Consider the following 21,140-nt stretch of genomic DNA (forward strand, 5'->3'; position numbering starts at 1 on the left):
CCCGCAGGGCTTGTTCAATTTTTCGGGAAGAATAAATGTTGCGTAAATAGGCATAGATAACAACTTTGAGAAGCATCCGCGGATGATAGCTTGAAGTGCCACCACCTTTATAGCTCTTCTCCAAAGCAGAGATGTCTATATGTTCGATAATTGTATTTACTATTCGTACGGGATGATTCTTGGGAACTAAATCATCATAACTGGGAGGAAGAAGACTTAACTGGTCCTGTTGGTAAGTCTTGAATACTACTTTGCTGCTCATGCTTAAAAATAAACATGATCACTTAATTATACAAAAAAGAGGCTGCCTTTTTAGACAGCCTCTTTTTTGTTTCTATTTCTGCAATGGATTAAGTCAACTTCGGTCGCTTTTTCAAATATTAGATCGATAGCATCCGGTATGGAAGGAGTGAGTATAACTAATGTCACCCAGAGCTTGACTCAGGATCCCATAGGAGTGGGCTAATTATGTACGCCCGCTTCAGATCAAAAATCTATCTTAGATAATAACCGGCAAAAAAGAATAAACCGGGAAACCGACAATAATTAAGGACTACCGTCAACGACTATAAACCAAATTATATCGGGACTAAAGACCATCGCCTAAAGACTAATAAACTAATCCAGTTGTTCCCGGATCTTATCTATAGCGTTCTGAATATCTTTATCGGGTTCAATGATGTTGTTGCTGCCCCAGAATTCAGGATCGCTGAAGCCCGAAACGTCATCGGTCATCACCACGGTGGGCTTTAAGTAACTATCGCTTCTCCTCGGGTTAACATCTCCGGGATCGGGTTTCCATCCGGTAACCGCCATTTCGCTGTGGACATAGTACCGGGAGTTAAATAACTTCCGCTTCCAGTTCACCACGAAGGTAAGGTCGGCGCTGCCGTAGCCGTAGAACCATTTTCCGTCCTGCTGCTGGTAATCTATCAGGTATTTAACTTCAATAGGATACACCCGCGTGCTTCCGGGTTTCTTGCTCACAAAAAGCCTGGAGGCTACCGAGCGGTTATCGACGTTTAAGTTGAGCTCTGCCCTAACCAGGGTATGGCTCTGCGCGTCTATATACAGCTTTCCGAAGTACCAGGGAGCACTTCTTTCCCTGGCTTCAAAATCCACCACATAAAGATACCGGCCATCGATCTGGGTAGGCTCATCAAAACTGAAACTGTAATCGCTGATATCATCGATATAGAAAACATATTCCGGATACTTCATTACATCAACATAAAGCGCGTTGTAAGGTCCTCCGCGTAATTTAAGGGCCAGAGTATCTAACTTATCATAATCGGCGGTCTTACGGGCTTTTATCAGCTCTATTTCTTCTTTTCGGGAGGAGGTGTAAGGTTTTTTATGAATCCTGATCACCGCCTCGCTCAGGGAAACGTTCTTGCGCCCCTTGCGGATACTCTCCCGGTAAAAGGCCGTCATATTGGTATTCTGATTCAGGTAATTATCTTCCCGCTTAGAGAGCATAGTTCTAACCAGTTTCCCCGCATCTTCTGCCTGGAAGATACTGATCTCGCTGAGTTCCTCTACGGAAGGCTCCAGGAAGATCTCGGTGTTTTCCTCGCTGAAATATTCTAACGCGACGTTCTTGCTCTCAAATCCCAAATAGCTTACCCGCACCACAACCTGACTTAAATTGGAGGGCACCTTCAAAGAAAACTCTCCATCGGCATTGGTAACCGTTGCAATATTGGTATTGAGAACGGTGAGTTGGGCAGAACCCACAGGTCTTTCCCGGTCGCTGCTAAGCACCCGACCTTTATATTCGGTGTATTCCTGGTCCTGTTGCAGGTCCTGGAAAACCGCGGCTGCCTGAATTTCCGGGGAAACGGGAAACAAGACTGCCAGTATGAACAATATATTTATAACAAAAATTTTCACAGCAGTTATAGTTATGATTTATACTCCCTAAGATACTGAATTTTAACTTCTTTCTAAGTTGTATAAGTGTTAATTTCGGTTGCATCAGTCTGTAGTCTTTTGGCAATAGTCGTTAGAATTGGTGTGTACGTCCCTGATCAGGGTTGATAGTTTTTGAGTGGAGAGTGGAGAGTGGAGAAAAGGAGAACAGGAGGCTTGGGGAAAGACAGGCAAGGAGTAGAGGTAGAGGTAGGGATATTGTGTTCAACGTTCAATAATCCTCGTTTCGTATTTACGCACGTTGGCTTCGAGTGCCCCGACCTGGTCGGGATGTATCGAGAAGTCTTAATAGTTCGTACTTCTAACCTGTTCTCGATACAAATTCAATCCGCTCCCGCGTTTTGAATCCACTCGAACTCAATGGTAAGATAAGTGGAGAGAATTGCAAGCCTCAAGTCTAAAGAATTAATTTGTTACCGCAACTTAAATTTACTCAATTAAATATGGGTTTCAGGATCCCGATGTAAAATCGGGATTAGTTCAACCAACAGAATTGTGTGCAAACTGCGCCTTTCTCAATTCTGGGTTTCACTAAAGGGAGCCGCAGATTTCTACAACAGCCCTAGTGACTAATATCCGTCTAATTTTCTTAAAGTTTTGATAGGGAGTTTAGCCTGGGTGATTTCCACGGAAGAAGGTTGCGCAGCGGGGCCCCGAAAGAGGTTCCAGAATAAAAAACCTGAAATTTTAATCGGGAAATTAATGATAAAACACTTATGAGTAAAAAATGAGTCGATTACAATACTTAATCGACTCAAAAAACCATTATATTTGAGTTAATTAATTTATTTTATCGACTCATGAAATATAATTGGCAACAACCGGACTGGCCAGAATTTAAATATTCAATAAAAGAGTTAGAACCTCTTTTATATAAATTTTCAGAACGTGCCGGTAGGATTGATGGGATTCTTAAAGGCCTTTCTGACGAAACCCAGTATAACACTTTAATAGAACTATTGGTTGCTGAAGCTATCAAAACTTCAGCGATTGAGGGTGAATTTTTGAGTCGAAAAGATGTTATTTCTTCTATTAAAAATAATTTGGGATTGAATATGCCAAAAGAGCCGGTAAGGGATAAACGAGCTCAGGGGATTTCTGAATTAATGATAGATGCCCAAAAAAGTTTCCGGCAAGCCTTAACTCAGGATTCTCTTTTTAAATGGCATAAAATGTTGATGAAGGGGAATAATAGTATAGAAAGCGGTGTCTGGCGAACTCATACAGAACCTATGCAGGTTGTTTCAGGGGCAATAGGAAAAGAAATCATCCATTTTGAAGCGCCGCCGTCGAATCGTATTCCCGAGGAAATGAAAAATTTTATTGAGTGGTTTAATGCTACAGCATTGGGAAAAGAGAAGGCAATAACTCAACCCATCATAAGAGCAGCAGTGGCACATCTTTATTTTGAAAGTATTCATCCTTTTGAGGATGGGAATGGGCGGATTGGACGTGCGATATCTGAAAAAGCTTTGTCTCAGTATATTGGAAGACCTGTGCTTTTGAGTCTTTCTAAGGCTATGGAAGCTAACAAAAACGAATATTATAATGCCTTAAAACGTGGACAGCGATCTAATGAAATAACAGATTGGGTTTTTTATTTTGTAAGTATCAGTCTCGAGGCACAAAAGGATACCGAAGAGTTAATAAGCTTCACCCTAAAAAAGACCAAATTCTTTGACAGGTTTAAGAGAGTATTGAATAGCCGTCAAACGAAATTGGTAAAGCGAATGCTTGAAGCCGGACCGCAGGGTTTTGATGGCGGAATAAATACCCGGAAATATGTTTCCTTAACCCGAACTTCACGAGCTACAGCTACCCGTGATCTGCAGGACTTATTGGACAAAGGTGTATTGATTAGAATTGGAAAAGGCAGAAGCACCAGATACGATTTAAATATATTATAGTAAGACAAACTTGAGATCTTTATTCTTGAATTTGAGTTCCTGCCAGGCAGGCTTGAGTCAAAAAGCTATTAAGATTCTGTTATTTGCCAATTCATCATTTAAGCTTTTTTGCTCCTGTCTATGACTTTTTTAGCGAAGCTTTTTTTAGAGACGAAACTTTTTCGAACGAAGAAACTCCTTCGGTGTAAGAGAAAAGGAGAAAAGCAGGGCGAATCGAATTAACGGCTCTCGAGTTAACGAATTATCGAATCCCGGATACACGAACTAACGAATCACGAATTAACCAATCCCCAATTAACTAATTAACCAAATCACTCCATCACAACATCACTCCGTCACTCCATGCCAGTTCGGACAAACTCCTTCGGCGTAAGAGAAAAGGGGAGGAGGAGAAAAGGAGAAAAGCAGGGGGAATCGAATTTACGGCTCTCGAGTTAACGAATTATTGAATCCCGGATACACGAACTAACGAATCACGAATCACGAATTAACCAATCCCCAATTAACCAAATCACTCCATCACAGCGTCACACAGCATCACAGCCAAAAAACTACAGCTAAAAGTCTAAAGTCTAAAGACTACGGACTTAAACACTTTGTGTACAAATCATAAAAATTTTAACAATTTAAAATTGTCTTAACGAAATGTGAAAGTTTATATTTGCCTTCCCTTAAGAGGATGCATCTTTATTACGGATTCCCGTAATTTTTTAAGCTAAAAGCCCATTATTTTTGCATTTGTCTTAGAGGGTTAATTAACAAATAATTAAGTTTTCAGGGAGGCACAGCAATGTGACTCACGGCGGCGAAGCCGTATTCAAGCCCTTCCCCTGGCCCCTTCCGAAGGGACGGGGAGATTCTTTAAAAGAACTTTATTAAACCGACAACCGAATAAAACTACCGTCTAACGACTAACAAAGATACCGTCTAAAGTCTAACGACTAAAGTCTAACGACTAAAGACTACAGACTAAAGACTAAAGAAAATTTCCAAATCTACCGTCTACGGACTAACAACTAACGACTAATCCTTCTTTTGCAATCCCTACAACCGCAAAAGATTTAAAAATGTTTATGGTGTAATTCACTCCGCATTCCGGCGGAAAAAAATCTAAATCTTTTATCATCAAGGCATACGTATTTGTTACTGTATGTAGCGAAGCTTTTGTTTTGAAAGCACGGATTTCACGGATTATACCGAATTTCGCGGATGCTTACTAACAACAATATGGGCGAAAAAATTCAACACGTAATATTAACAGGAGGAGTGGGGAGCAGACTTTGGCCGCTTTCTCGGCAGTCCAGGCCTAAACAATATTTAGAGATATTTTCTGAAAGGTCTTTGTTTGAGCTCGCTGTAGAACGGAATCTGCCGTTTTCTGATTCGCTTATTGTTGTTGGGAATAAAGGGAACAGGCAGCTATCTGAAGCCAGTCTGAAAAAAGCTGGGATAACCGAATATGCCGATATTGTAGAGGTAACTCCCCGAAATACTGCTCCGGCTATTGCTTTCGCTGCCTTTGCAGCTTAGGCTGAGGATATCCTGCTGGTAACCCCGGCCGATCATATAATAAAAGAAGGCCCGGAATATTCTATGGCTATTCAAAAAGCTATTGAGCTGGCAAAACAGAATAACATAGTGACCTTCGGGATCCAACCCACAAAACCGGAAACAGGCTTTGGATATATAGAGTTCAAGGAAAATGAGGTGCTTTCCTTCAGGGAGAAGCCTGATCTGGAAACTGCTAAAGATTTTCTTAAAACAGAAAATTTTCTCTGGAATAGTGGGATGTTTTGTTTTAAAGCAAGGGTCTTCCTGGAAGAATTAAAGAAATACAGCCCCGAGGTTTTTGAAAGCTCTTTGGCTGCCTGGGAAAAGGCTACAGACTGCCGCCTGGAAGAACAAAGCTCTTTAGAGATTCCTGCTATTAGTGTTGACTACGCGTTGATGGAAAAAAGCGAAAAGATAAAAGTGGTGCCTTCCGATTTTGGATGGAGCGATATGGGAAGTTTTGAGGTGGTTTATGATTATCTCAAACAACAAGGACACCCGGTAGATGCCTCCGGGAACATGCAAATTGGCAGTGACAAACCGGTTTTCTTTACCGGACTTAAAAATTCTATCCTGGTGGATACTGATGATGCAACCTTGGTGCTGCAAAAATCAGCTTCACAAAATGTAAAGGAAATTTATCAATCGCTGGAGGCCAGCGGATCTGACTTACTTTTTTAAGAAAAATTGACAAGTACTCAGAAAAGGCATATAGTAAAAACCATAACCTGGAGAATAATTGGTACTCTCGATACCATTATTTTATCCTGGGTGATTTCGGGAAATCCTTTGACCGGTTTGAAGATCGGTGCCGCCGAGGTTATCAGCAAGATGATATTGTACTACCTACATGAAAGATTGTGGTTTAAAAGTGAGGCTTCCGATTCTAAATGGAGACATATATTAAAAACCATAAGCTGGCGGTTTGTAGGAACTATGGATACGATGCTGTTGGCCTGGCTGATTTCAGGAGATCCAATGATTGGACTTCAAATTGGGTTTGCAGAGGTGATCACTAAAATGTTGTTCTATTATCTGCACGAAAAGCTTTGGTATAAAAGTAATTACGGATTAGAAGAAACAGATAGGAATACAAGAACAATAGAATAAAGCAAGAATGGAAAATGTTATTGAACAGGTTTATCAAATAAATGTGGAGCATCGCGCTCAGCTTAAAAAACATAAGCCGCTGGTAATTTGGTTTACTGGACTTTCAGGATCAGGGAAATCTACCCTGGCCAATACATTAGAACAAGAACTGTTCGAAAATAATATACATACCTATAGCCTGGATGGTGATAATATAAGGAGAGGGATCAATAAGAATTTAGGTTTTACTAAGGAAGATAGGTCTGAGAACCTGAGACGAATTGCTGAAGTTGCAAATCTGTTTACTGAGTCCGGATTGGTGGTTCTGGCGGCCTTTATTTCTCCATTACAGCAGGACAGGGCATTGGTAAAACAAATTGTTGGCCCCGATAATTTTCTGGAAGTTTTTGTAGACACCTCTCTTGAAGAATGTGAGCGAAGAGATGTCAAAGGTTTGTATCAAAAAGCCAGGGCGGGAGAGATTAAAAATTTTACCGGAATTTCAGCTCCTTTTGAAAAACCCAAAAATCCGGACATACACATAAAAACGGAAGATCAATCTATAGAGGAAGCTATAAAGCATATTAAAAACTCTGTGCTTTCTAAAATTGAATTATAATGAGTACTCAAAACAAATATTATTTAAATTATTTAGATGAATTGGAGTCGGAAGCTATCTATATTTTAAGAGAAGTATGGGCGCAATTTGAAAATCCCGTGATATTATTCTCAGGGGGAAAAGATTCTATTTTAGTTACGCATCTGGCCAAAAAAGCCTTTTATCCCAGTAAAATTCCATTCGCCTTAATGCATGTTGATACCGGACATAACTTTCCGGAGACTATCCAATTTCGTGATGATCTGGTTGAAAGCTTGGGAGTAAAACTAATTGTAGGTTCTGTACAAGATTCTATCAATCAGGGAAGGGTTTCCGAAGAAAAAGGAAAGAACGCTACCCGTAACGCGCTTCAAATCACCACGCTGTTAGATGCAATCGAAGGGAATAAGGTAGACTGTGCAATAGGCGGTGGCCGAAGAGATGAAGAAAAAGCCAGGGCTAAGGAGCGATTCTTCTCACACCGTAATGATTTCGGGGAATGGGATCCTAAAAATCAAAGGCCGGAGTTATGGAATCTCCTAAATGGAAAACAATTTGAAGGTGAACATTTCAGGGCTTTTCCGATAAGTAACTGGACCGAGATGGATGTTTGGAATTATATCAAGCGAGAAAACATCAGTATTCCATCATTATATTACGCGCATGAAAGAGAGGTGGTTTTTAGAAGTAATTCCTGGATTCCTATGTCGGACTTTTTAAAACTTGAAGAAAATGAAAAAGTTCATACCAAAAAAATACGTTTCAGGACTTTGGGAGATATTACTATCACCGGAGGAATAGAATCTGATGCGGATACTCTGGAAAAAATAGCTTTAGAAGTTTCCGCAATGCGTAAGACGGAACGGGGAGATAGGTCAGACGATAAAAGGAGTGAAACGGCGATGGAGGATCGGAAGAAGCAAGGCTATTTTTAACGCGAATTTCGCAGATTATAGCGAATTGCGCGGATTATGGCGGACCCGTCAAAAAAGCGGGACAGGTTTCACGGATTAATAAAAGGATATAAAAAATGCAGATAGATAATAATCAGTTATTAAGATTCACGACTGCCGGGAGTGTAGACGATGGAAAGAGCACTTTGATCGGGAGACTATTATACGATTCTAAATCAATTTTTGAAGACCAATTGGAATCGGTGAGTAATACCAGTGCAAAAAAGGGACATGATGGAGTGGACCTGGCGCTTTTTACCGATGGGTTAAAGGATGAAAGAGAACAAGGCATCACTATAGATGTGGCTTATCGTTATTTCACTACTCCTAAACGTAAATTTATTATCGCCGATACTCCGGGCCATATACAGTATACGAGAAATATGGTGACCGGTGCTTCTACAGCCAACGCGGCGGTTATTCTTATCGACGCCCGTCACGGGGTTATAGAACAGACGAAAAGACATTCCTTTATTGCTTCTTTGCTGAATATTCCGCATTTGATCGTGTGTATCAATAAGATGGACCTGGTGGACTATTCTGAAGAAGTGTATAACAATATCGTTGGGCAATTTGAAGAATTTTCTTCTAAGCTTTTGATGAAAGATGTTCGCTATATCCCTATCAGTGCTTTAAACGGGGATAACGTGGTGAACCGTTCAGAGAATATGGCATGGTACCAGAACGGAACCCTGCTAAGCACCTTAGAAAATCTTCATATCAGCAGTGATATCAATAAGATCGATGCGCGTTTCCCGGTGCAAACCGTTTTACGTCCACAAAGTGACAAATTCAGAGATTACAGAGGCTATGCCGGGAGAATCGCGAGTGGTATCTACCGGGTAGGAGATGAAGTGGCTGTATTGCCGTCAGGTTTTCAGTCGAAAATAAAATCGATTAATGCCGGGGAACAAGAAGTTCAGGAAGCTTATGCTCCAATGTCTGTCTCAATCACCCTGGAAGACGATATAGATGTAAGCCGCGGGAACATGATCGTGAAACAAAACAACCAACCTGAGCAGGAACAGGAGTTTGATGTTATGTTATGTTGGTTGAATAACGAGGCTATTAAACCACGTGCTAAATATACTATCATGCACACCTCGAATGAGGAACGGGCAATGATCAAAGAAGTGGTATATAAAATGGATATCAACACTTTTGAAAGGAATAGCGAAGATTCGAATTTAGAGATGAACGATATTGCCCGGGTAAAAATTAGGACTACCCGAAGGTTGATGCTGGATTCTTACAGAGATAACCGTAATACCGGGAGTATTATATTGATTGATGAGAGTACCAATGAGACGGTGGCGGCAGGAATGATCGTTTAAAAACGCGAATTGACACGAATTAAAGCGAATTCACGCGAATTATAAAAACACGAATTACACGGATTTGAACGGATTACACGAATTATTAGAGCTCGCAATTAAAGCTTCTCTCGCTGCAGGAAAGCGGATTATGGAGATCTATGAGAATGAAGATTTTGAGGTGGAGGCTAAGGGAGATGATTCTCCTTTGACTAAGGCCGATCTGGCTTCTCATAAGATCATTATGGAATACCTGGAAGAAACAAATATTCCGGTGCTTTCTGAAGAGGGAAAAGATTTGCCTTATGAAGAACGAAAAAAATGGTCACAGCTGTGGATCGTGGATCCAATTGATGGCACGAAAGAGTTTATTAAAAAGAATGGAGAGTTCACAGTGAATATAGCGCTGGTTGAAAACCAGATTCCCATACTGGGGGTCATCTATGTGCCTGCAATGCAGGAACTATATTTTGCATCCAAAGAAATCGGGTCGTACAACCTAAAAGGAGTAATTGAATTTTCAACTCAGGAGGAAATAATAAAAACGGCCATAAAACTTCCTCGAACTACAAACTACGAACTACAAACCCACCCTCGCAAAAGCTATGGCGGGCAGGCAACAAACCATAAACCCTATACAGTAGTAGCCAGTAAATCGCATTTATCGCCAGAAACTGAAGATTATATCAATTCCCTGGAAAGTGAGCACGGCCAAGTAGAAACCATTTCTAAAGGAAGTTCCCTAAAACTATGTATGGTGGCAGAGGGACAAGCCGATGAATACCCGCGTTTTGCACCCACTATGGAGTGGGACACCGCTGCAGGCCAGGCTATTTGTATGTATGCAGGGAAAAAAGTTATAGATCAGGAAACTAACCTGGAAATGCTTTACAATCGAAAGGAGCTTTTGAATAATTGGTTTTTAGTAAAATAGTTTAATTAATTAAAGCTTATCATCTTAAGCTTAAAAATTTAATAATGAAAGGAATAATATTAGCGGGTGGTTCCGGAACCAGACTTTATCCTATTACAAGAGGAGTCTCAAAACAATTACTGAATATCTACGATAAACCGATGATCTACTACCCTCTATCGGTTTTAATGCTCGCCGGTATTAAAGAGATTCTTATTATATCCACACCGGAAGACTTGCCCAATTTTCAAAAATTATTGGGTGATGGATCAGAAATTGGTATTTCTCTTTTTTATAAGGAACAACCAAGCCCTGATGGATTAGCCCAGGCATTTATAATTGGGGAAGAATTTATTGGCGGTGATGATGTTTCATTAATTCTGGGTGATAATATTTTTTACGGTCACGGGATGAGTGATTTATTAAAGGCCTCTGTGGCCAATGTGAAAAATGAAGGAAAGGCTACAGTTTTTGGGTATTATGTAAATGATCCACAGCGCTACGGGGTTGCCGAATTTGATGCCACTGGGAATGTGATTAGTTTGGAGGAAAAACCGGAGGAACCAAAATCTAATTATGCAGTTGTAGGTCTATATTTTTATCCCAATTCGGTTATAGAAGTGGCAAAGAATGTTAAGCCAAGCCATCGTGGGGAATTGGAAATTACTTCGGTAAATGAAGCTTATTTAAATGATGGAAACTTAAAGGTTGAGTTGATGGGCCGTGGCTTTGCCTGGCTGGACACCGGGACTCATGAATCTATGTTGGAAGCTTCAAATTTTATACACACTATAGAAAAAAGGCAAGGTTTAAAAGTGGCTTGTCTTGAGGAAATTGCTTATGAAAAAGACTATATAACCAGAGAGGAACTTATTTCTCTGGCAGAACCCTTGAAAAAAAATGGATATGGCCAATATCTATTAAAACGCGCTCAAAAATAATAAAGTATGGATTTTATTAGAACGGATATTCCCGATGTAGTTATTTGTAAACCGAAGGTCTTTGGCGATCATAGAGGCTATTTTACCGAAACTTTTAGAAAAGATGTTTTGGAAGAATTCCTTGGGTACAGAGTTAATTTTTGTCAGGATAATGAATCGCGATCTTCATACGGAGTTTTAAGAGGAATGCATTACCAAATGCCACCTTTCACTCAAACGAAACTGGTTAGAGTAATCGAAGGCCGGGTTTTAGATGTAGCTGTAGATATCAGAAAAGGTTCCCCATATTATGGAAAAAGTGTAGTGGTAGAATTGAACGAAACCGAGAAGAATCAATTATTTATTCCCAGAGGCTTTGCGCATGGTTTCGTAGTACTATCTGAAACTGCCACCTTTGCCTATAAATGCGACAATTTTTATGCGCCGGAATATGATAGCGGTTTTTTGTTTAATGACTCATTTCTGGAAATAGACTGGCAAATACCTTTAGAGGATCTAATTCTCTCTGAAAAAGATAAAAACCAGCCCTTATTTTCTGAAGCCGAAAAATTTGATTTCTCTAAAAAGCTATATGAAAAATATATTAGTAACGGGCGCTAAAGGGCAGTTAGGCTCTGAAATTCAAGAGCTCTCATCTCAATATGCCGATCATTATTTTCATTTTACTGATGTTGCTGAACTGGACATTTGTGATAAAGAAGCAGTACATCAGTTTATAAGAACAAAAAAAGTTGATGTTATCATAAATTGCGCTGCATATACCGCTGTAGATAAAGCAGAAGCGGAAGCAGAGCTTGCTGAAAAGATCAATCATACCGCCGTGAAATACCTTGCCGAAGCGGCAAAAGAAAACAATAGTAGTCTTATTCATATTTCAACCGATTATGTTTTCAATGGAAAAGCTTTTCAGCCATATTCACCAGATTATCTTACCGACCCCGTAAATAGGTATGGAAAAACCAAGCTACAAGGTGAAGAAGCTTTAAAATCAATAAACCCTGCGGGTTCAATAATTATTCGGACTTCCTGGGTGTATTCTTCTTATGGGAATAATTTTGTAAAAACAATGCTCCGGCTTGGGGAAGAGCGTGAAAGTTTAAATGTTATTTATGACCAGGTTGGGGTACCCACTTACGCTCAAGATCTGGCCCGGTTTATTTTAGATAATTGCCTTAAGCTGAAAAACGAAAAGATAGAAACTTATCATTATACCAATGAAGGAGTATGCTCCTGGTATGATTTCGCTATAGAAATAATGGATATGGCCGGTTTGGACTGCAAAGTAATGCCTATTCCAACCACAGCATATCCAACTCCGGCTAAGCGGCCGTACTACTCCCTTATGGACAAAACCACTTTAAAAGATGATTTTAGGGTTGAAATTCCCTATTGGAAAGACAGCCTTAAGAACTGTATAACCCAATTGGGAGGTCAAGCAGAATCTAATGTCAGTTCGAGCACTTCGGTAGCCCTCAGTACAAGCTCCGTCGAGAACTAACTCTATAAGTACAAAATAAAATGGCAAATAAAACAATACTAGTTACCGGCGGAGCCGGCTTCATCGGTTCCAATTTTATCCCTTATTTCCTAAAAAATAATCCCGATACTGCCGTCGTAAACTTAGACCTGTTGACCTATGCGGGTGATGAGGCTAATCTTGCGGAAATAAAAAATAATGAAAGATACACTTTCGTAAAAGGGGATATTTGTGATCGTAGTTTGGTAGAGAGTATATTCAAAGAATATAGCATAACCGGCGTTATTCATTTCGCAGCAGAATCTCACGTAGATAATTCCATTAAAAATCCCGGGGTTTTTATAGAAACCAATGTCAATGGAACTTTCACATTGATAGATGTAGCGTATAAATTCTGGATGGAGAAACCTTTTCACTACAAACCAGAATTTCAAGATTCACGTTTTCTTCATATTTCAACTGATGAAGTTTATGGAACACTTGGTGAAACAGGGCTATTTACCGAAGAAACTTCTTATGCACCAAATTCTCCATACTCTGCCAGTAAAGCCGGGAGCGATATGATTGTAAGAAGCTATCATCACACGTATGGCTTAAATACAGTAATTACCAATTGCTCCAATAACTACGGACCAAAACAACATGATGAAAAATTAATTCCAACTGTAATTAGAAAGGCCATTAAAGGCGAAAATATCCCTATCTATGGTGATGGGAAAAACATAAGGGATTGGTTGTATGTACTAGATCACTGTAAAGGCATTAACCTAGCTTACCTAAATGGCAGTGCCGGGGAGGTATATAATATTGGGGGGCGAAACGAACGTAACAATAATTACATCGCTAAAGCCATTTGTGAATTGTTGGATAGCTTAAAGCCCAAAGCCCATGGCAGTTATTTGGAACAAATAACCTACGTAGAAGACCGTGCCGGCCACGATCGCCGTTATGCCATTGACGCCACAAAAATTGAAAACGAATTAGACTGGAAGGCCGATGAGGATTTTGAAAGTGGTATAAAGAAAACTATTGAATGGTATTTAAATAAATATGCTACTCGTCTTCCTGAATTTGTTTCCGAATCTTAACTCGATAATAAGCTCCTAATTAATATTGCAATTGCTCCAAAAGTTTAAGAACAAATTAAATAAAGACGCCAACCTTAAAGAATTGCTTTCAGGTAGCGCGGTGACTTTTGCGATCAAAATCACCGGAATGCTTATTGGTTATGGGGTGGTCCTTTTGGTATCCCGAAAATACGGTGCAGAAGGTACCGGGATATATAGTCTTACCACAAGTTTGTTGAACAGCCTGGCCATCTTTGGGGGGCTTGGACTAAATATCGCAGTACTACGCTATGTAGGCCAGTTTAATAAAACGGAAAATGGCCTGGCTAATATGAGAAAATTGTTTAGCTATATCTTTCAATTTGCTTTCCCCTTTGCTGTTCTGGTAGGTATTTCTTTATTTCTCTTGGCAGAAGAAGTTGCTACCAAGCTTTTTGAGAATCCTATGTATATACCGGCATTGAAAGTGGGGGCAGTTGCTTTACCTTTTTTTACTTTAAACCTTATTAATGTAGAATTTATTAGAGGTTTAAAAATGCTTAAGGTGAGTGAGTACCTTAGAAGTATTAATCGCCAGCTCGTAGTTATTATCTTGTTGCTGCTATCTGTTTTCTCTTTTGGGATTTTAGATGCAGTATACGCTATGGTAGTGGGCATTCTAATAAGCTTCGTAATATCAATGGCTTATATTGGAAAGTACTTCAAACAACATAAGAGTCAAGACGAAACATCAAATTTAGAGAGGAAAGAACTTTTAAAAACATCCATGCCCATGATGATTACAGCTGTAGCTTCTTTTATCCTGGCCAATGCGGGAGTTGTCTTTTTGGAGATATATAGCACAACAGACCAGGTAGGTATTTTTAATGTTTGCGTACGGCTCGCACAACTTGTAAGCCTTGTATTAGTAGTAGTAAATACAATTTCTGCTCCTAAATTTGCGGAATTATTTTGGGCTGGAAAAATGGTGGAACTCCAAAATGTAATCAGGCAATCCTCCAGAATTATTTTTTTAGCGAGCTTTCCTATTTCTCTATTTTTAATGCTTTTTTCAAGCTTCGTATTAGGCCTATTTGGCAAAGAATTTACGACAGGAACCCTTGCATTATTGGTGCTTATTATTGGACAAATGGTAAATGCTTCGGCTGGATCTGTGGGCATTTTTTTAAACATGTCTGGGAATGAAAGGCTTCTGAGAAATCTGATTGTATTTACTGTACTTTTAACACTAATCGGGTATTTAGCATTTATTCCAAAATATGGAATAGTTGGAGCTGCCTTTGCTTCAACGTTTGGAACTGTTTTGCTAAATGTTGCTTGCGTTCAACAAACCTACAAAAAGTTAAAAATTAAAACTTATTACCTTCCATTTCTATCTAAATAAAATGAAAACTGTTGGTCAGATTAAATTAGCATTATCAGGAAGATTCTACACTTTTTTGTTTAAGTGTAGATACAAGGGACGAGTCAAATTAAAAGGAAAAAATAATATTCAAAAAAGAGTTAAACTAATTCCTTTCTATAATCTTCAATCGAGATTGGAGTTAATAATGGAGTATAGGGCGAGAATTAAGCAAGATGTCATTATTCAAGGCTCCGGAAAACTAATAATAGGGGAGAACTCATATATAAGTTCATTTTCGGTTATTGGTGTAAATGAATTAATCAATATTGGGAAAAATGTAATGATTGCTGACAGTGTTTCGATAAGAGATACCGATCATAATTTTTCAGAATCAACTGTTCCAATGATTAAGCAAGGATTTTCAACTGCACCAGTCATAATAAAAGATAATGTTTGGATTGGATATGGTGCTGTATTAACAAAAGGAATCATCGTTGAAAGTGGTGCCATAATAGCGGCGAATGCCGTGGTAACTAAAAATGTACCATCTAATGCCATTGTGGGGGGAGTGCCGGCTAAAATAATAAAATTTAGAAATTAATGAAATTAGATTTTGTTTGCATAGGAGCGCAAAAAGCAGGGACTACTACTTTACATGATATTTTAAAAGGTCATCCTGATATTTATTTACCTGACCGTAAAGAAGCCCAGTTTTTCGATATTAATGAAATGTATCAAAGAGGTTTAGATTTCTATTTTTCAACATTTTTCAGAACTTATAAGAATCAAAAAGTAGTTGGAAACATTAATCCAAATCTTCAATTGGAAACCAGATCAATTGACAGGCTTATTTCCTGTTTTGGGAAGAATATTAAAGTTATTTTTATTTTAAGAAATCCAATTAAGCGTGCCTACTCTCATTATTTAATGTCAAAGAGGAGGGGATACGAACAGTTAAGTTTTTTGGAAGCTCTTGAGCAGGAAGATTATAGAATGAAATATCCATCAGAACATTCAAAGTATTTTTCTGAAGAAACCGGCCATTATGAAAAAAACCATTTTGGCTACGTTTATAGAAGCAAATATTTAAAGACATTAAAATATCTCTATTCTCAGCTTCCACCCCAAAACATAAAAGTTGTTTTTTTTGAAGAATTTCTTATTAATAAACCCGTAGTTATTGAAGACATTTTGAAGTTCTTAAACTTACCCCAATCAAATGCCTTAGATTTCAATATTAAAAGTAACTATGCGTCTCAACCTAAAAGTGTAGTCATTAGGGATATTATATATAAGCCTTTAATATTTAAAAGTATTATTGGTGCAATTTTGCCCTCTCATTTAAAAGAATTTTTAAAAAATCGGCTTGATAAGCTTAACAGTAAACCATTAAAAATAGAAGAAAAAAACCTAAGCCCTGAAGATCAAAGCTTCATTTACGAAACTTATTTTAAGAAAGAAATAGAGGAAATAGAAACATACTTGAACCTAACATTAGATGATTGGAAGCCAATAATGTCCACACATCAAATCAACGGCTGAGAACTTTCTAATAAATTATATTAATGCAAAATTTAAAAATCACTTCTATAATAATTACTTTTAATGGCGAGCAGTGGATCACAAAATGTCTCAGCAGCCTCATTAATTCTAGTATAAAAACCGAAATAATTGTAATAGATAATGGTTCAAACGATCAAACGAAGGAAATTATTGAAAAATCTTTTCCAAATGTGCAATTATTAGTATCTGGTGTTAATCTTGGATTCGGCAAGGCCAATAATATGGGCTTTGCCAAAGCTTTAGAAATGAATTCCGATTATGTTTTTTTATTGAACCAAGATGCATGGGTTGAGATGGATACAATAAAAAAATTAGTTGAGGTTCATCAAAGAAATCCAGAATTTGGAATCTTAAGTCCAATACATAAATCCGGCGGCAGTGAAATAGACCAGAATTTTCTGAAATACCTAGGACCCAAATTTACACCAATCCTTTTAAGTGATTTTCTCTTAGACAGAAATCTAAAAGAAGTATACCCTACTCACTTTGTAAATGCTGCGATTTGGTTACTGCCCAAAACGACTATTCAAAAGGTGGGCGGCTTTTTAAATATCTTCAATCATTATGGAGAAGATGATAATTATATCGATAGGTGTATTTATCACCATTTTAAAATAGGTATTGTTCCGAAGGCATTAGGGGTCCATGACCGACCTCAAAAAAATAACAATCCTGGAAATTTTTCGAAGTCAAAATTCCAGAATTATGTTTTTAGTCATTTATTGACTCTAATTCTAAATCCGAATGTTAACAAAAAAAGAAAACTAACTCCTATCTCTTTTCTTCTTCTTAAAAATTTTTATCGAAAGCCCTATCCCACTACAATTGCTGCTTTTCTAATCCTAAGAAAATTAAGAGTAATTAAAGAACAGTATAAAACATCAAAGTTGTTAAAATAGTCAATGGGTTTTATTGAAAATTTCTTTTTTAGTATAGCAGGTTTAAGCTATATTTTTCTCTGGATTGTAGTCTCACTAGCTACGATTGAAAAAAAACCTATCCTTAATTATTTAGCTGAGTTTCTTGTTTATCTATTCAGTTTTCTATTTTTAGGCCTAAGAGATTCTAATTCTGGTACAGATACAGCTGCTTATATTTCATTTTTTGAAAAAATCCAATATTCGCAAAATTTCGAATTTACCTGGGAATATATATATAATGTTTTTGCTTATTTAATAGGTTTAATTTTTGATTCCACTGGTTTTATAATAGCCAATGTTGTCATTCAATTACTTTTAATTTCTTTTATTTCCAGAAAATTAAAAATAAAAGAAATATCTCTCATTTTACTCGCATATATAAGTTTCTTGCCTGGATTTGATATGCTAACTAATGGGATGCGACAAGGCTTATCTATCCCTTTGGCAATGATAATTTATTTCATTTGGCAGTACAAAAAGAGTATCAACAAGCTTAGTGTTTTTATATTATTTATTTTACACAAATCAATTTTAATTTATATTCCTTTCCTAATAGTTTCTTCTTTTACAAAGACCAATCATAAATTAAAACTAATAAACCTGTTTTTGTCCCTTTTTGTAATTTTTATTTTACTTTGGCATCTTATGGATTTACGGGATGTTCTTAGTCCAGTTATGAATTCAATTACCTTTCAATTATCCGAATCCAATCTTACATTAGGTGAAAAATTTAACGTATATCTAACTAATGATTCTGATATGCTTTCTGGAATATATAAGTATTATTTTTTAATGATTTCTATATTTTTCTTATTCTTTGTCTTCAAATCAAGAAAGGAGATTTCTGAACACACAAACAACGTTGTATTAAGGGATTATGCTTTTTTTGTTTCTTTCTTAGCTCTTCCCTATGCGATAATCTGGATTAGTCCTTTCTCATACCGCTTCATGTATATCTTTTATCTTCCTGGATTGATTTTTTCAGTTTACTTTCTGAATATCCAAAATCAGATTAAGTCTTATTACTTCTACCTTTTAGTTGTTTTAGTAGCCGGTCTTTTTACCTATGGGAGTAATACCTTTAGCAATTTCAATTATTAATAAATAGTATGAAAAATTTAGTTATCATTCCTTTCCATGATTTTAAAAAAGCTATAGCCGAGGGCTTTAGAACAAGAGATACTCACATTTATGAAAACTTTATAAATAATGAAAGTTTAGATAAGGTTATCATAATAAACAGACCCACTTCTTTAATTGAGCGCATTTTAAAAAAGAAGAAAGTTCTGACCCTAAAGAATGATGTTATTTATCAAAATGAATACTGCTACATCCAGCAGTTAAAGGAAAATGTCTATATAATTGATTTTTTTGTGTTTGATGTAATGGAAGTTATTACCAAGCGTCATTCCTGGCTCCCTTATATTTATTCCCGAAATGATATTATTGAAAAGGTGAATAACGCACTCCATTTTTTAAATGTCCAAACTTTTTCGGTTTATATGTCGTCTCCGTTTTCTGTAAGACTTGGGAATGAAATTAACCCAGGATATAAAATTCTAGATGCGGTTGACAACTTTTCTAAGTATGAAAACTGGAAATTTTTCAGAAACGAGATTCACTCCCTATATGAATTAGCTAAAAAAGATTATGACAAGATTTACGTTAATTCGGAAGACACCTTCAATTATCTAAAAAACAATTGTAAAGCGTCTTTACAACTTGTTCCAAATGGAGTGGATTCCTCAAAATTTCAGGGGAGTTTTTCTAGGCCAAAAGATTTACCTCAAGGAAAAATAATTGTTGGCTATGCAGGAAAAATGCAACGTATGTTTAATGCCGGCTTATTAGCAAAAGTAGCGGAGTTAAATCCCCAAGTAGATTTTGTGCTTTTGGGTGTTTTCTTAGACAAGTCTTGGAAAAGAAAATATTGGAATAATAACCTAAGCAGATTTTCTAATATCCACTATTTAGGAGATAAAAAATATACGGATTTACCAGCCTACTATAGAAATTTCGATATTTGCATGATACCTTATTTCATTGAAAAACAGCATGGAGGCGATCCAATAAAGTTTTATGAGTACATGGCCTGTAATAAACCTATTGTATCAACAGATATTGGAAACATAGCAAAATATCATAATAATGAAAACATAATAATAAGTCCAAATGAAGAAGAGTTCATTACCGGTCTCCAAAGACTGTTGAGCAATATCTATAAGAATAAAATTAGCCATGAAATTCCAATAGAAATGGAATGGAAAACTATATCATCTCAAATGCTAGATGATGTCTTTGTATGATTTTTTGTACCGAGGGGTTTTTGAAATCACTTAAAGATATTTTGAGAAGCTAACTTTTTAACAATATCTAATGAAAATAGCCATTATTGGCACTCGTGGTATTCCTAACCACTACGGAGGCTTTGAACAATTTGCAGAATATTTATCAAAGTATTTAGTGCAAGAGGGACAGGAAGTGACTGTTTATAATTCCCACATGCATCCTTATCAGGAAAGCAACTGGATGGGAGTAGATATTGTGCATTGCAAAGATCCTGAAGACAAAATAGGCACTGCCGGGCAATTTATCTACGATCTTAATTGTATTCGGGATGCCAGAAAAAGGGATTTTGATATGATCCTGCAGCTGGGCTACACTAGCAGTTCCGTATGGGGCAGATTACTGCCAAAGAAGGCTGTAATTATAACAAATATGGATGGTCTGGAATGGAAGCGCAGCAAGTTTGGTAAGAATGTTAGGCGCTTCCTTAAAAAAGCTGAAAAACTGGCCGTGAAAACCAGCGACTATTTAATCGCAGATTCGGTAGGTATTCAGCAGTATCTGCAGAAAAAATATAATGTGAGATCCCATTACATTCCATACGGGGCCAATCTTTTCACCAAGCCTGATGAATCTTTTCTGGAACAGTACAATTTACTCCCTAACAACTATGATATGCTGGTGGCACGGTTAGAGCCGGAGAACAGTATAGAAATTATCCTGGATGGAGTCGCTAAAGCAGCCGGGGACCGTCCTTTTCTCGTAGTAGGAAAGCACGAAACCAAATTTGGAGAATATTTAAAAGAAAAGTTTAGGCACTGTGAAAAAATCAGGTTTCTAGGGGGTATTTATGATATCGAAACCCTGAACAATGTTAGATGTTTTTCAAATATTTATTTTCACGGGCATACGGTAGGAGGGACAAATCCTTCCTTATTGGAAGCTATGGCTTCACAGGCTTTTATTTGTGCCAACGACAATATTTTTAACAAAGCTATTCTTGAAGGAGATGCCCTTTATTTCAGGACGTCTAAAGATGTTCAAAAAACAATCGAAAGTTACGTTAAGGAAAGCCCAAATGCTCAAAAAATGTTGCAAGCAAATGACGAAAAAATCCTCCGCTTATATTCCTGGGATATTATCAATAAAGCTTACCTGCAGCTGATAGAAGAATGCCTATACAGATCTTCAAAAAGAAATTTAAAATATCTATAGATTAACTCTAAACTATTATAATTTTTTCCATTATATAACGATCTAAGCTATATCCCTACAGTAGCAAAGT

Annotated in this window: 20 protein-coding genes and 1 pseudogene; 19 read left to right on the forward strand and 2 right to left on the reverse strand. The window is 37.4% G+C overall.

The genetic code is table 11. The annotated features are described in order from the left end of the window. Both BM266_RS12215 and BM266_RS12220 read right to left on the reverse strand, forming a co-directional pair. A partial coding sequence (locus tag BM266_RS12215; protein ID WP_139220638.1) for a transposase occupies positions 1 to 262 on the reverse strand: 262 nt, incomplete at its 3' end. Between the two features lie 356 nt (positions 263 to 618). Then, on the reverse strand, positions 619 to 1,893 hold the full coding sequence (locus BM266_RS12220) for a carboxypeptidase-like regulatory domain-containing protein (RefSeq protein ID WP_245760439.1): 1,275 nt from the start codon (positions 1,891 to 1,893) through the stop codon (positions 619 to 621). A gap of 839 nt (positions 1,894 to 2,732) precedes the next feature. Here BM266_RS12220 and BM266_RS12225 point away from each other — a divergent pair. The 19 genes and pseudogenes from BM266_RS12225 to BM266_RS12310 all read left to right on the forward strand — a co-directional run bounded on the left by BM266_RS12225 (position 2,733) and on the right by BM266_RS12310 (position 21,070). Next, the gene (locus BM266_RS12225) at positions 2,733 to 3,839 is read left to right on the forward strand and encodes a Fic family protein (RefSeq protein ID WP_093410136.1); all 1,107 of its coding nucleotides are present in this window, start codon (positions 2,733 to 2,735) and stop codon (positions 3,837 to 3,839) included. A 1,227-nt stretch (positions 3,840 to 5,066) separates the two neighbouring features. After that, positions 5,067 to 5,858: pseudogene (locus tag BM266_RS12230) on the forward strand (mannose-1-phosphate guanylyltransferase); the annotation flags it as partial. Then, the gene (locus tag BM266_RS17605; protein WP_394333127.1) at positions 5,841 to 6,071 is read left to right on the forward strand and encodes a hypothetical protein; all 231 of its coding nucleotides are present in this window, start codon (positions 5,841 to 5,843) and stop codon (positions 6,069 to 6,071) included. The pseudogene BM266_RS12230 and the gene BM266_RS17605, both read left to right, overlap by 18 nt. A gap of 6 nt (positions 6,072 to 6,077) precedes the next feature. After that, positions 6,078 to 6,500, forward strand: a complete 423-nt coding sequence (locus BM266_RS12235) for a DUF2061 domain-containing protein (RefSeq protein WP_093410139.1) — start codon at positions 6,078 to 6,080, stop codon at positions 6,498 to 6,500. Positions 6,501 to 6,507: 7 nt separating this feature from the next. Beyond that, entirely contained in the window at positions 6,508 to 7,098 is a 591-nt protein-coding gene (gene cysC, locus BM266_RS12240) for an adenylyl-sulfate kinase (protein WP_093410142.1), read from the forward strand. Beyond that, positions 7,098 to 8,012, forward strand: a complete 915-nt coding sequence (cysD, locus tag BM266_RS12245; protein WP_093410144.1) for a sulfate adenylyltransferase subunit CysD — start codon at positions 7,098 to 7,100, stop codon at positions 8,010 to 8,012. Before cysC ends, cysD begins: the two co-directional genes overlap by 1 nt. Before the next feature lie 95 nt (positions 8,013 to 8,107). Beyond that, the gene (locus BM266_RS12250) at positions 8,108 to 9,364 is read left to right on the forward strand and encodes a sulfate adenylyltransferase subunit 1 (protein ID WP_093410147.1); all 1,257 of its coding nucleotides are present in this window, start codon (positions 8,108 to 8,110) and stop codon (positions 9,362 to 9,364) included. Between the two features lie 64 nt (positions 9,365 to 9,428). Then, positions 9,429 to 10,277, forward strand: coding sequence for a 3'(2'),5'-bisphosphate nucleotidase CysQ family protein (locus BM266_RS12255; RefSeq protein WP_093410149.1), 849 nt, complete (start codon positions 9,429 to 9,431; stop codon positions 10,275 to 10,277). A gap of 44 nt (positions 10,278 to 10,321) precedes the next feature. Beyond that, the gene (gene rfbA, locus BM266_RS12260) at positions 10,322 to 11,197 is read left to right on the forward strand and encodes a glucose-1-phosphate thymidylyltransferase RfbA (protein ID WP_093410152.1); all 876 of its coding nucleotides are present in this window, start codon (positions 10,322 to 10,324) and stop codon (positions 11,195 to 11,197) included. A gap of 6 nt (positions 11,198 to 11,203) precedes the next feature. Beyond that, positions 11,204 to 11,797, forward strand: coding sequence for a dTDP-4-dehydrorhamnose 3,5-epimerase (rfbC, locus tag BM266_RS12265; RefSeq protein ID WP_093410154.1), 594 nt, complete (start codon positions 11,204 to 11,206; stop codon positions 11,795 to 11,797). Then, on the forward strand, positions 11,769 to 12,695 hold the full coding sequence (rfbD, locus tag BM266_RS12270) for a dTDP-4-dehydrorhamnose reductase (protein ID WP_093410157.1): 927 nt from the start codon (positions 11,769 to 11,771) through the stop codon (positions 12,693 to 12,695). Before rfbC ends, rfbD begins: the two co-directional genes overlap by 29 nt. 20 nt (positions 12,696 to 12,715) lie before the next feature. Beyond that, positions 12,716 to 13,762: a dTDP-glucose 4,6-dehydratase gene (gene rfbB / locus BM266_RS12275; RefSeq protein WP_093410159.1), complete on the forward strand. Its 1,047-nt coding sequence runs from the start codon at positions 12,716 to 12,718 to the stop codon at positions 13,760 to 13,762. 82 nt (positions 13,763 to 13,844) lie between these two features. Beyond that, positions 13,845 to 15,125, forward strand: coding sequence for a flippase (locus BM266_RS12280; protein ID WP_262506704.1), 1,281 nt, complete (start codon positions 13,845 to 13,847; stop codon positions 15,123 to 15,125). A gap of 1 nt (position 15,126) precedes the next feature. After that, positions 15,127 to 15,687: an acyltransferase gene (locus BM266_RS17265; protein ID WP_139220640.1), complete on the forward strand. Its 561-nt coding sequence runs from the start codon at positions 15,127 to 15,129 to the stop codon at positions 15,685 to 15,687. Further along, entirely contained in the window at positions 15,687 to 16,628 is a 942-nt protein-coding gene (locus tag BM266_RS12290; protein WP_093410164.1) for a sulfotransferase family protein, read from the forward strand. The genes BM266_RS17265 and BM266_RS12290 overlap by 1 nt, the downstream gene beginning before the upstream one ends. A gap of 23 nt (positions 16,629 to 16,651) precedes the next feature. Next, positions 16,652 to 17,548, forward strand: a complete 897-nt coding sequence (locus tag BM266_RS12295) for a glycosyltransferase family 2 protein (RefSeq protein ID WP_093410167.1) — start codon at positions 16,652 to 16,654, stop codon at positions 17,546 to 17,548. A gap of 3 nt (positions 17,549 to 17,551) precedes the next feature. Beyond that, positions 17,552 to 18,670: an EpsG family protein gene (locus tag BM266_RS12300; protein ID WP_093410169.1), complete on the forward strand. Its 1,119-nt coding sequence runs from the start codon at positions 17,552 to 17,554 to the stop codon at positions 18,668 to 18,670. 8 nt (positions 18,671 to 18,678) lie between these two features. After that, positions 18,679 to 19,875: a glycosyltransferase gene (locus tag BM266_RS12305; protein WP_093410172.1), complete on the forward strand. Its 1,197-nt coding sequence runs from the start codon at positions 18,679 to 18,681 to the stop codon at positions 19,873 to 19,875. 70 nt (positions 19,876 to 19,945) lie between these two features. Then, complete coding sequence (locus BM266_RS12310; protein ID WP_093410174.1) at positions 19,946 to 21,070, forward strand: DUF1972 domain-containing protein; 1,125 nt, start codon at positions 19,946 to 19,948, stop codon at positions 21,068 to 21,070. The last annotated feature ends 70 nt before the right edge of the window (positions 21,071 to 21,140 follow it).

Origin of the sequence: Salegentibacter flavus, assembly GCF_900115145.1 — a bacterium.
Taxonomy (GTDB): Bacteria; Bacteroidota; Bacteroidia; order Flavobacteriales; family Flavobacteriaceae; genus Salegentibacter; species Salegentibacter flavus.

Coding starts and splice junctions, on each gene's coding strand:
- rfbB (WP_093410159.1), top strand. CDS start 12,716: ATGGCAAATAAAACAATACTAGTTACCGGCGGAGCCGGCTTCATCGGT.
- rfbD (WP_093410157.1), top strand. CDS start 11,769: ATGAAAAATATATTAGTAACGGGCGCTAAAGGGCAGTTAGGCTCTGAA.
- BM266_RS12300 (WP_093410169.1), top strand. CDS start 17,552: ATGGGTTTTATTGAAAATTTCTTTTTTAGTATAGCAGGTTTAAGCTAT.
- BM266_RS12295 (WP_093410167.1), top strand. CDS start 16,652: ATGCAAAATTTAAAAATCACTTCTATAATAATTACTTTTAATGGCGAG.
- BM266_RS17265 (WP_139220640.1), top strand. CDS start 15,127: ATGAAAACTGTTGGTCAGATTAAATTAGCATTATCAGGAAGATTCTAC.
- cysD (WP_093410144.1), top strand. CDS start 7,098: ATGAGTACTCAAAACAAATATTATTTAAATTATTTAGATGAATTGGAG.
- BM266_RS12225 (WP_093410136.1), top strand. CDS start 2,733: ATGAAATATAATTGGCAACAACCGGACTGGCCAGAATTTAAATATTCA.
- BM266_RS12310 (WP_093410174.1), top strand. CDS start 19,946: ATGAAAATAGCCATTATTGGCACTCGTGGTATTCCTAACCACTACGGA.
- BM266_RS12250 (WP_093410147.1), top strand. CDS start 8,108: ATGCAGATAGATAATAATCAGTTATTAAGATTCACGACTGCCGGGAGT.
- BM266_RS12290 (WP_093410164.1), top strand. CDS start 15,687: ATGAAATTAGATTTTGTTTGCATAGGAGCGCAAAAAGCAGGGACTACT.
- BM266_RS17605 (WP_394333127.1), top strand. CDS start 5,841: ATGGGAAGTTTTGAGGTGGTTTATGATTATCTCAAACAACAAGGACAC.
- rfbA (WP_093410152.1), top strand. CDS start 10,322: ATGAAAGGAATAATATTAGCGGGTGGTTCCGGAACCAGACTTTATCCT.
- rfbC (WP_093410154.1), top strand. CDS start 11,204: ATGGATTTTATTAGAACGGATATTCCCGATGTAGTTATTTGTAAACCG.
- BM266_RS12305 (WP_093410172.1), top strand. CDS start 18,679: ATGAAAAATTTAGTTATCATTCCTTTCCATGATTTTAAAAAAGCTATA.
- cysC (WP_093410142.1), top strand. CDS start 6,508: ATGGAAAATGTTATTGAACAGGTTTATCAAATAAATGTGGAGCATCGC.